This window comes from Pseudomonas avellanae BPIC 631 (genome assembly GCF_000444135.1).
Taxonomy (GTDB): Bacteria; Pseudomonadota; Gammaproteobacteria; order Pseudomonadales; family Pseudomonadaceae; genus Aquipseudomonas; species Aquipseudomonas avellanae.
In genome coordinates, this window is record NZ_ATDK01000114.1 from 1 (window position 1) to 9,833 (window position 9,833).

Consider the following 9,833-nt stretch of genomic DNA (forward strand, 5'->3'; position numbering starts at 1 on the left):
GTCTACACCCTCTAAGGAAAAGGTGTCAATTGGCGATACCCAAGAACACGGCTAAACAGCGCTCTACCTCCACCATTGAATCCACTCCGATATGCCCAAAAGTCGGGCCTATTTTTTCACGCTTGAGGGTCATGGTCTTGTCTAGCATGACCTGAGAAGGCTTCTGCAAGCCGTTTTCTGCGGTCGGCTGAACGGTGATGCGCAGCAGCGGTGCTGCGACTAGGGTGCTGGTCACTGGCAGCACGGTAACGCTGGTGTGTTCGCTGAATTGGTTTGCCTGAATTACCAAGGCGGGTCTTGGTTTACCAAAGTCACCTTGCATGGCGACGGTGACTAGGTCACCTCGCATCATGGCGTCCAACCCTCAACATCGTCTAAGGCTTCGTCCATCAACCCCTGCATATAGGTATTGGCCATGTCTGCCTGAGCAACCAACAGGCACTGTCGATGGCACTCCTGTGCAAAGTCTGGCCGCCGGGTATCGGGAACCCAAATCTGAATGGGCCGTAGGCCAGCCGCACGCAGCGCGTCGCGATGGCGTTGAACGCGGGCATTTACATGGGATGTAGGCATTTAAACCTCCGTAGATAGTTACATGTAACATTTTAGCGATAACTACACCCTAGTGCAACCGAGGCCTTTTGCGAAGGGGTCGGCTTTGCTCGACTTCTATCCCTATTCTTTCAATTTGAAGACCCTCCCATGGCCTCGGTATCTCTGCATGCGCCGTTTTCGGTGCGTATCCAAGGATCAGGGGGATCGTCCTAGCGGGGGTCGCCTCAGAAAACGGATTTTAAAGTACGTTAAGCTGATTTCTATCGTCGTAAGGGTCGAAATCTTCCTATTCAGATATCAACGCTATCCCGGTGATGTGCCCATACACGCTTCACCTGACTGACACTGACCCCCGCCAGCCGCGCAGTTTCCGCAATGCTACACCCGCCGCTTTTAAAGGCAATGATCTGTTCATGCACTTTAGCATTCGGCTTACGTCCTCTATATAGACCTGCGCTCTTGGCCAAGTCGATGCCTTGCCGCTGTCGCTCTCGCCGGTCCTCAAAATCGTCACGCGCTATTTGCAGTGCCACACACAACAGCATGTCTTGTACGCCTTGCAACACCACCTTGGCGACGCCACGGGATGCCTCGGCCAATTCCGATAGATCTACGATGCCGGGCACCGCCAAGCGTGCGCCCTTAGCCTTGATCGCGTCCACAAGCCTTTCTGCTTCGGCCAAGGGAAGACGGCTGATTCGGTCGATCTTCTCAGCGATGACGACTTCACCTGGTTGCAGGTCCTCAATCATGCGCAACAGCTCGGGACGGTCGGATCGAGCGCCCGAGGCTTTTTCGCGATAGACCGCAGCCACGTAGTAGCCCGATGCTCGCGCATTGCCAATGATCGCTTCTTGGCGCTGCAAGTCCTGGTCTTCGGTACTGACACGCAGGTACACCCGCGCAACATTAAGAGTCGTCATCACATGGCCCATTTTGGTATACCCATAGAGCCATGGCTTATCAGCTATGGCTCTATGGGTATAACAGCAAGCCTATAGAGCCATCTTGGAAAGAACCACCCTTTTGAACCATACCGAGCGCGAGTGGCGGGGTTTAGGTTGTTTTTCTGTTCCGTTACTCCCCAAACCCCGTGGTGGAAGATTCCGGCCATTACGACGACTGAAATCAGCTTAACGTACTGTAAAATCCGTTTTCTGAGGCGACCCCAAGTGGCGTCCATCGACGAAGCGTTTTTAGACCTGACCGGGATGCCTGGCAATATGACCGAACTGGGCAGATCGATACGATCCAAAGTCCATCGCTGCACCGGAATTCCCGTGGGGGTGGGGATTGCACCGACCAAGACACTGGCCAAGCTGGCCAATCACACGGCAAAGCGTCTCCAGGCGCACACCGGCGGGGTCGTGGACATCTGCGACCCTGTAAAACGTGATTGGGTGCTGCGCAATACCTCTGTCGGAGAAGTCTGGGGCATTGGTCGAAAAATGAAAGCGCATCTGGAGGGCATGCGGATCCTGTCGGCCAAGGACCTCGCTATGGCGGATCCCTGGATGCTGCGCAAAACGTTTAGCGTTGTGATCGAGAAAACTGCACGGGAGCTTGCTGGCACCGCTTGCCTGGAGCTGGACGAAGTCGAACCGCCACGGCAGGAGATTTGTTGCAGCAGAATGTTCGGCAAGCGGCTGACCGAGCTGGGGCCGATCAAGGAGGCGGTGGCCACCTACATGATGCGCGCTTCTGAGAAGTTGAGAGCCCAAGGGTCCGTGTGTAAAAAGATCAGGGTGAGCATCCGCACCGGCATGTTCAATCCTGACGAGGCCAAGTACGCGAACGGCGCACTCGTCCAGCTGCCCTACCCCACTAACGATGTCAGGGTGATGACCCAGTTCGCGACGGAGGCGGTTTCGCGGATATTTCGCCCAGGCTTCAGGTACAGCAAAGCCGAAGTGCTGCTGATGGATATCTGCCAGCCAGGTGAATTTACCGATGACCTTTTCATGACCAATCAACCGGCGAGTTCAGATCGACTGATGGCCGCTTTGGATTCAATCAACGGCAAGTGGGGACGTGGAACGCTGCGTACAGGCTCAGTACCAGTCACTCCAGATTGGGGCATGCGCCGTGAGCAGATGAGCCAGAGCTACACGACACGGCTTGATCAGCTGTGGGTTGTAAAGGCGAAGTAATCAGGGTTTGGGGATGAGCCGCTGTGTGCCTGAAAACCTTAGCGTACGATTTTTTCCGAATTCTCTGGCTCCCCTAACGCACAACAAAACCGCCAAAGAAAGGCGGTTTTTTTGTTGGCTGATCGGTTAGAGGCTGTCACACGTATCTACCGGCCCGGGTTCAGGTACAGCAAAGCAGAAGTGCTGCTGATGGACATGTGCCAGCCAGGCGTGTTTACCAATGACTTGTTCTCAATCGCACAGCCATTGAGCTCCGACGTGCTGATGGCTACCTTGGACCTGATCAACGACAAGTGGGGCCGTGGCACCCTGCGAACAGCATCAGTACCGGTTACGCCTGATTGGGGGATGAGGCGTGATCAGATGAGTCAGAGTTACACGACGCGCCTGGATCAGCTATGGGTTGTAAAGGCCAAATGATCAAGCGCGCCAGTGAAGTGATAACTCGTTGGCTTACCTAGCCCGCCAGGTGAAATATGCAATGCCATATCCGCCGAACAGGATGAGAGCCCATCCACCCCACTGAGTATATCCATTTGCCCACCATTCCAAGTCTTGATACTCACTAGGCAGGCCGGGGAAATACAGCGACTTGGTGCCCCAATACTGCATGGCTGGCCACATACCGCTCCAGAGAGTGGAAAATGCCAACGGTAAAAGTGCCCTGAAGCCGAGGAACCCATTTGTCAGCTCGCTCCAGACTGCATAGCCAATCATACCCAGGGCCATTAAAAGCGCTAAAAGTACCCGCCCCCCGGCTGTGATGTCCACGCCCAGGTAGTCTGAAAACGCCTTGGCAACAACGTAACAGACCATGGCAAGGCCCAAGGTAAATGCAAGTATTTCAGCTCCGCGATTTTGATTTCTATCCATTTGGTTATCCTTTTTCGTTGAAATTATCCAATCTTTGCGCTGATTTTGGTTCACTGGCCCGACGGGGACTCATCAGCTTCTAGGATTTGAGCTTTATCCAAAGAATGCAGGAATGTCAAAAATTCCTGAGCGAGTTTTGTAGCGTCAATTCCCTTTGCACACTTGACCTCAACCCTGTCACCCAGAATACGCAGTGTCCCTATCCCGTCTACTGCACTTTTTTTTGCCTGCTTTGCTTCAGGTCTGCTTACCGAATCAACTTCACGTCTTATCAATTTCAGTGCAGCTTCTTGTGGCAGTCCAGTTGAAGCCATTTTTTCGACCACATTTACTACTAAATCTTCATTGATAGTGGATAGGTCTTTGAAATCTTTAGCGTAATTCGCCGTGATTAGCGCTGGATGCCCGTCCAGTATTGTGCGTATGCTCTCGGGTAATTGTGTCAGCTGCAGGAGACGGCTGATCACTGAATGATTCGTACCTAGTCGCCTTGCTAGAGCACGCATACTCGAATCTTCACCATTTTTGAGAAGACAGTAATAGCTACGAGCTTTCTCATAGTCTGTGAGGTCTTCCTGGTCGTTGTCTGTCAACGCCAAAAGCATTGCGAGATCATCTGACATGGGCTTGACCATAGCTTCTATGGTCATGTTGCCGATGAGTTTAGAAGCTCTCCATCGACGCTCCCCGCCTATCAACTCAAAAAGTCCGTTCGGCAGCGGCCTGACAAGGATTGGCTGTCCCAGACCAATTGTCTGGATTGACGTTCCAAGATCTTCGAGTGCAGCCTGATCGAAAACTAATCTTGGCTGAAATGGTGATTTTACTATCTGGTCAACATTCAGAATATGGATAGCGGTCCTGCTTGAGGCCGCTTCTGAATTCGGCACCTGTAGTTGTGGTGATTCGGAGTCTTGGCTCATTCTTTGAAGCATCGCGGCCCTCCCTGTCGGCTGCGCCGTCGTTGAGTCAGGCGTGGTTATCGGCGTCGGTGCTTTCAGCCCTTTGATGGCTGGGCCGACTTTAGGTTTTCCCGGGAAATCATCGGATTTCATGATTATTTATCCGTTTCTTAGTGGTGCTACTAGCACCAGTCGGTGTTTGTGGTGCTACAAGCATCAGTGAGCGGTGGTGCTAGAAGCACCATGTTTAAAATCAGGCGGCCAAGCTGCGAATCTTCTGCAAGATTTCACCAAAGACAAGCCTTGCAGTGTCGATGGTTTGTGAGTTCGCCCTCTTCCACAACATGAGAGGAATACCATCATCCAGTGACTTCGAATAATCTTCGGAAAAATAGATTTTTTCCTCAGTTACCTGCCCAGGGAAAAGCGTGTTGAGTGATTGAAGATTTGCTAACAACCTAGCGCGCTTGCGAATAAACATCGTAGGAATAGCCATGAGAGCAGGCGCATAGCTGTACTCTTTTGCGAATCGAGCGCACCACTCATGCAACCTTAACAGTGCTCTGAACGAAAATTTGTCCATCCGAACGGGGCACAACAATAGATCGCTAGCTGCAACTGAATTCTTGGTCAATCGAGAGCCAGCAGGCGCGTTGTCAATAATTATCAGGTCATAAACAGAAAGGTCACATCCTGGTACTTTTCCTGCATTTGCGTCTTCGATGAATCGGGCATACCACATATCCGAATTGTTCGAAGCATCGAGCGCAACAGCCAAATCCTCAAGATATGTGTCAGCCGGGATGAGATGAATGCCGTTTTCGCCAAAAGGTTTTTTGATCACATCAGCGAGCACCTTTTCTGAAAAAGGCTTCATTCGAAGCAACGGGCTGAGAAGATTGCCAAAATGTCCATCCACCAGCCGATCTGAAGGAATATTCATGTCGACGAGATCATCTGGGCTGAGGTCGGGGTCATAACCCAGCATGTTTGAGGTATCACCCTGAGGGTCATTATCGATAATTAGTGTCTTAATCCCTGCAAATTGAGCGCTAATAGCAAGGTTGACCGCGGTAGTGGTCTTGGCAGTCCCGCCCTTTGGCACGAAGGTTGAAGCGACAATTTGACGACCAATTGGTTTGAGATGGCCTAGCGACCGACGCAGCGCGGCGATGTTGAAAAGATCCGAGGCCGTGTAGACCCTGGATGTAGACGACCCACGCTTTATGCGTTTGATGTCCAAGCCGTGTTCTTCTTCAATGGCCATAAGTCGACGCGTAGTCAGACCGAAGCAGCCAGCGGCGTACTGAGGCGTATAAAGAATGGAGTTGAAGTCTACAAAATTCTGCTGTTCAGCTATTTCGTTATCGGCAGGAGTCATGCGCGAGGTCGCCTACTAGATGAGTGAGACTTTCACTATAGTTCGTGATTTTTAATAAATAAAGCCCTTGTTCCGGTATTCATTATTATTTAGCTGTTTTAGCAGAATTTATTTGCTTCTGCCTTTAAATCTAGTGGAATGACAGCGTTCGTGTGATGACCTTAGCTGGAAGAATGGCTAACTCAGTGGGCGGCTGCTGTGTGCTGCTGATACGTGGCCGCGCTACTGGCTGCATCACTTGCAGGATGGCAATTCTCTGCGATTGCAGCCGAATCCACTTATGGACGAGGTTTGCGTTGAGACTGTGGCTCAGTGCGACGCTGGCAATCGAAGCACCGGGCTGAGCACACTCTTGGACGAACTGAACCTTGAGGGATTTGGAGTAGGAACGGCGTTGTGGCTGCATGAAATACCCGCTTAGAAGGCTAGGACTGGTGCCCACTTAAATTCAAGTGCACACCATGTCTTGGCTTTGCGGGGCTGGGTAGATGACTTGGCCGGACGCATACAGTTTTCAATCAGCGCCAACACTTCGATGTCTGTTGCTGTCCAGTATCAGGCCAGAATCAGGAGTTTCATCATGATTCTGACCTTCGCTCAATGAGCCATGCTAGCTCGCTCTCGATCCAAACTCGGCAATCCATTTCTGCAGGGCTGTTACGTCGGCTTCAAAGACATCCAGCTCAAGAGCGCTGCTGGGCATCTCCTCAGACTGAGCATGCTCATACACCGAGTAGCGTGTCATCAAGTCATCAATGAATACGCAGTCGTCATTTGTTACCTTGGCGACCTTGTGTAGCTTGCCTTGAGTGTTGATTGCACGTCTGAAGCGGCCTACGACGTCTGCCAGCAAAGTGTACTCTATCGTCTTCTCGACGATGATCCTGAAGTCACTGCAAGCGCTCTTGGCGAGCGACTCATAGGCCTCGACTTCGGCCTTATCCTGGTGTTTTTTCAAGCGCGAAATCGTATGGTCGATTAACCCCCTGACAGCACTTTCCGGTCTCAAGTCTCGGGCGCTTGCAGTAGCGACGATGCCTGCAGTCTTCGCCATCCTCTGTAGTGACGTGAGTGTCGGCTTGATTGAAGGCATCCCTGGAGTCTGCTCCCATTTCTTGGTAACAGCTTCTACTTGGGCTACAAGAGACAATCGGTGTGTGAATATGATGACCTGCCTGGTCTGTGACAAAGATACGAGACGTTCGACAACCTTCTCTTCAAAGTCTTGGTCGAGTGAGGATATCGGGTCATCAAAAATGAACGGAGCTAACTGGTTTGATCCTGTCGTGTCTGCAAGGAAAGCCGCGAGTGCCGCGATCCTGGTTTCACCCTCGCTCAAGATATATTCCAAGCCATGGGAGCCGTGCGCACCCACGAGATTTAAACCAAAGGTGATCTTGCCTTTGCCACCCGATTTGCTTAGTGGAGCTATTGGAATGCGGTGTCCACCGAGTAGCTTCAACTCTTCGATGAATCGAGCTTGGTAACCAGCATCCAGTTCAGTTTTGGCCAAGTCATTTTTTTTGGTGGTCAGAGCGTTGGTGGCCGCTGAGCGTGAGGCTTTGACTATCGCTGCGACTGCTATCAGCCTATCCCTTTCAGCGCTAATAGAGGTTTTGTTTTGTGAGAGCCACTGCTTGGCTTGAAGGTTCTGAACTCGCTCATGCATTGCTTGACGATGCTCATCCTTCAGCAGAGACGAAAGGCTACCTTCTTCGGTAACCAAGTCTGCTGATTTGGTTTTTACCGCTTCGTTGATGCTATTCCAGTCGAACGGCTGCAAGGTGCCGACAGGGCTTCCCGACACGATTTGATCACGCCTCGCTTTGAGCATGCCAAGCCAGGAGATCGCATCCGTTTCCTCGAAGCCTAAAGTGGACATGTGAACGATCCAGCTTGTTTCCCCAGGAAGAGTTGGCAATAGGGCTTTCTGATCAGTAAAGCTTTTTTCGGCCTTCTTGGCGGCTGTCTCAAGGCCGTCAGTGACGAACTTCTCAAACCCAGCCAGCCGGGCTTTGGCATCCTCATCAAGACTTTGATGGCAAAGCACGCAGCGTGAGTCAGCTGCAATATTGGGAAACTGAGATTCTGTGTAGGCCGTGCCGTTGGAGTATGCGCGTGCGTACTCCCACATATCCTGCCAAGTCGCAGAGCCAACACCGTCGAGCTCGGCTTTACCGAAAATCGCTGCCGCCGCTTCTTCGCTCGAATTCCTAGCCTTAACAGCGGCGTTTTTCAGGGTATCTAGCGTACCTGCCGTCGCATCGTTCAATCCCTGTTGAAGAGTCGACATTGCTGTTTCAATACTCTTCAGCGCAGTTTTTTCTTTATTAATGCTCAGCAGCCGTCCTGCAATGTCTTTCTCTGCGAGTAGGGCCTCTTTCTCTATGCGCTCCCGATCAAGCAGATCCGTGTACAGACACTCCTTATCAATACTCGCGGTCGTGGTCGCGCTCTTCAGGCCCTGAAGCCATTTTGCTTCGGCGGTGTGACTTATCGTTTCTGGGATGGCGGGTAACGCTTTGATGAGTAGTGCCATCTCTCTTGAAAGCTCTGTGCTAACAGCGTCCGCTGTGACGATCAGTGCCGATACAAACTTCATCCGACTGGGCTCATAGCATGCCTCAGTTCTGCCCATGTACTGCTGGGCAGCCTTGCTATCGAACACCTGTGCATGTTGTAGAGCTTTATGGGGCCCGCTTGGGACGTCCCAATGAACATCCGCCAGCTTACCGTTTATTGATACCTTGAAAAGAGCGCGGCAGGGCGTAGGGGTCGGATCAAAGACGTTGCTGCGTATTTGGTCCTTGGATCGTGATCCACAGATCTCCTTTAGCAGCCGCGCAAAACCGCTCTTGCCGGTTCCATTCTGTCCGTAGATCACCGAGAGATTGCTTTTGCCGAATGGAAGATTGGCGCCAGCCTTGATTGCGTTCAACCCATGCACATCTAGGATCTCCTCGATCCGAAGCAAAGGTTTATTGGCAACCTGCGATAAAGTGCCAGGAGTAACGGTCAGAAATCCTGGATCAGCTTCACCCTTGGCTTCGAGCTTGCAAAGCCTAGCTAGCGTTTTAACTTCATCCGGGTTCAACTGTCGCTTCGAGTCGATGATCATTCGAGCTGCGGTCTGCAACCACTTAGGGCGCGAATTCAGCCATGTCTCGAAATCATCAGCTACTGCCGGTACAGCCTCAATCTTAGTCATGGTGCGCTCATCTCACGGAGGAATTCCTGAGCGTAGGCGCTGAATGGCTTTTTGCCATCATTTAACCGTCACAATTATTGCAAAATGTGGCTGTGAGGCATCTAAGGTGATTTGTGGGTCTGAGTCGGATGCGGGATTGAAGAACCGTCTGTAGGAAGACAGTCGAGCAATAGAAATGGAGTCCAGCGAACTGAGAGGGTTGAGCGGCGTCAGGTTATACATGGTTGGGAAACCCGCAGAATTCGGAAAAAATCGTACGGTAAGCACTGCCGACATTGGAGAGGCTCTCGTGCAGCTTGGACTGTGTCCGATTGAAGTACACCTCAACCCGGCGTCAGACCGCTCACCAGCCCCCTGTCAGACTAGGATGGTTTTCTGTATTTCCTGACGGATCGCCGTCAATTTCTATGACCTCAACCTGACAAAATTCACGCTAGCGTACGATTTTTTCCGTTTTCTCTATTCGCCCCTTCATAGACCTTTGGCAGGTACTGCCCGCAGACCCGATTGGCCAGAAAACCAAAATACCGGATCATCCGGAAATGCTTTTCCGGGATGTGCTGCACCACCCGGCGCAGCATGTCGGCCTGGCTTAGCGTTTCCTGCTGATAGGTCTGCGTGCGGTGATCCAGGTAGGTAAAGCTCAACGTGGCTCCGGAGGTGTAATGCGCCAGACGACTGCCCGAGATCGGCGGTTTTTTCAGGTAGCGGCCCAGGTAATTGACGGTCTTTCGCCCGTTTTCCGTCTTCTTCGACAAGTGGAT

General features: G+C 51.8%; 9 protein-coding genes and 2 pseudogenes. 2 read left to right on the forward strand and 9 right to left on the reverse strand.

Annotated features, from left to right (window positions below; genetic code table 11):
- Positions 1-25: 25 nt before the first annotated feature.
- The 3 genes from DW49_RS0107320 to DW49_RS0107330 form a co-directional block, all read right to left on the reverse strand.
- On the reverse strand, positions 26-352 hold the full coding sequence (locus tag DW49_RS0107320; protein ID WP_003319696.1) for a type II toxin-antitoxin system PemK/MazF family toxin: 327 nt from the start codon (positions 350-352) through the stop codon (positions 26-28).
- Positions 349-573 (reverse strand): antitoxin MazE family protein, encoded by a 225-nt coding sequence (locus DW49_RS0107325; protein ID WP_003319697.1) that lies wholly within the window; start codon positions 571-573, stop codon positions 349-351. The genes DW49_RS0107320 and DW49_RS0107325 overlap by 4 nt, the downstream gene beginning before the upstream one ends.
- Before the next feature lie 272 nt (positions 574-845).
- Positions 846-1,478, reverse strand: a complete 633-nt coding sequence (locus DW49_RS0107330; RefSeq protein WP_024421175.1) for a recombinase family protein — start codon at positions 1,476-1,478, stop codon at positions 846-848.
- A gap of 246 nt (positions 1,479-1,724) precedes the next feature.
- On the opposite strand from DW49_RS0107330, the pseudogene DW49_RS0107335 reads away from it, so the two are divergent.
- Positions 1,725-2,705, forward strand: a pseudogene (locus DW49_RS0107335) (Y-family DNA polymerase); the annotation flags it as partial.
- Between the two features lie 114 nt (positions 2,706-2,819).
- The gene (locus DW49_RS1000000131820) at positions 2,820-3,125 is read left to right on the forward strand and encodes a DUF4113 domain-containing protein (RefSeq protein ID WP_229687586.1); all 306 of its coding nucleotides are present in this window, start codon (positions 2,820-2,822) and stop codon (positions 3,123-3,125) included.
- Between the two features lie 33 nt (positions 3,126-3,158).
- Here DW49_RS1000000131820 and DW49_RS1000000133595 read toward each other — a convergent pair whose 3' ends face one another.
- The 6 genes and pseudogenes from DW49_RS1000000133595 to DW49_RS0107370 all read right to left on the reverse strand — a co-directional run.
- Positions 3,159-3,578: a hypothetical protein gene (locus tag DW49_RS1000000133595; RefSeq protein ID WP_229687585.1), complete on the reverse strand. Its 420-nt coding sequence runs from the start codon at positions 3,576-3,578 to the stop codon at positions 3,159-3,161.
- A gap of 50 nt (positions 3,579-3,628) precedes the next feature.
- On the reverse strand, positions 3,629-4,633 hold the full coding sequence (locus tag DW49_RS0107350) for a ParB/RepB/Spo0J family partition protein (RefSeq protein WP_005615818.1): 1,005 nt from the start codon (positions 4,631-4,633) through the stop codon (positions 3,629-3,631).
- A 100-nt stretch (positions 4,634-4,733) separates the two neighbouring features.
- Complete coding sequence (locus DW49_RS0107355) at positions 4,734-5,861, reverse strand: ParA family protein (RefSeq protein WP_005615816.1); 1,128 nt, start codon at positions 5,859-5,861, stop codon at positions 4,734-4,736.
- Between the two features lie 130 nt (positions 5,862-5,991).
- Positions 5,992-6,267 carry a transposase gene (locus tag DW49_RS0107360; protein WP_024421179.1) on the reverse strand — a complete coding sequence of 92 codons (276 nt, stop codon included), beginning with the start codon at positions 6,265-6,267 and terminating at the stop codon, positions 5,992-5,994.
- Between the two features lie 204 nt (positions 6,268-6,471).
- Positions 6,472-9,069, reverse strand: a complete 2,598-nt coding sequence (locus DW49_RS0107365; protein ID WP_005615814.1) for an AAA family ATPase — start codon at positions 9,067-9,069, stop codon at positions 6,472-6,474.
- A 434-nt stretch (positions 9,070-9,503) separates the two neighbouring features.
- Positions 9,504-9,833, reverse strand: a pseudogene (locus DW49_RS0107370) (transposase); the annotation flags it as partial.

Coding starts and splice junctions, on each gene's coding strand:
- DW49_RS0107320 (WP_003319696.1), bottom strand. CDS start 352: ATGATGCGAGGTGACCTAGTCACCGTCGCCATGCAAGGTGACTTTGGT.
- DW49_RS0107325 (WP_003319697.1), bottom strand. CDS start 573: ATGCCTACATCCCATGTAAATGCCCGCGTTCAACGCCATCGCGACGCG.
- DW49_RS0107330 (WP_024421175.1), bottom strand. CDS start 1,478: ATGACGACTCTTAATGTTGCGCGGGTGTACCTGCGTGTCAGTACCGAA.
- DW49_RS1000000133595 (WP_229687585.1), bottom strand. CDS start 3,578: ATGGATAGAAATCAAAATCGCGGAGCTGAAATACTTGCATTTACCTTG.
- DW49_RS0107350 (WP_005615818.1), bottom strand. CDS start 4,633: ATGAAATCCGATGATTTCCCGGGAAAACCTAAAGTCGGCCCAGCCATC.
- DW49_RS0107355 (WP_005615816.1), bottom strand. CDS start 5,861: ATGACTCCTGCCGATAACGAAATAGCTGAACAGCAGAATTTTGTAGAC.
- DW49_RS0107360 (WP_024421179.1), bottom strand. CDS start 6,267: ATGCAGCCACAACGCCGTTCCTACTCCAAATCCCTCAAGGTTCAGTTC.
- DW49_RS0107365 (WP_005615814.1), bottom strand. CDS start 9,069: ATGACTAAGATTGAGGCTGTACCGGCAGTAGCTGATGATTTCGAGACA.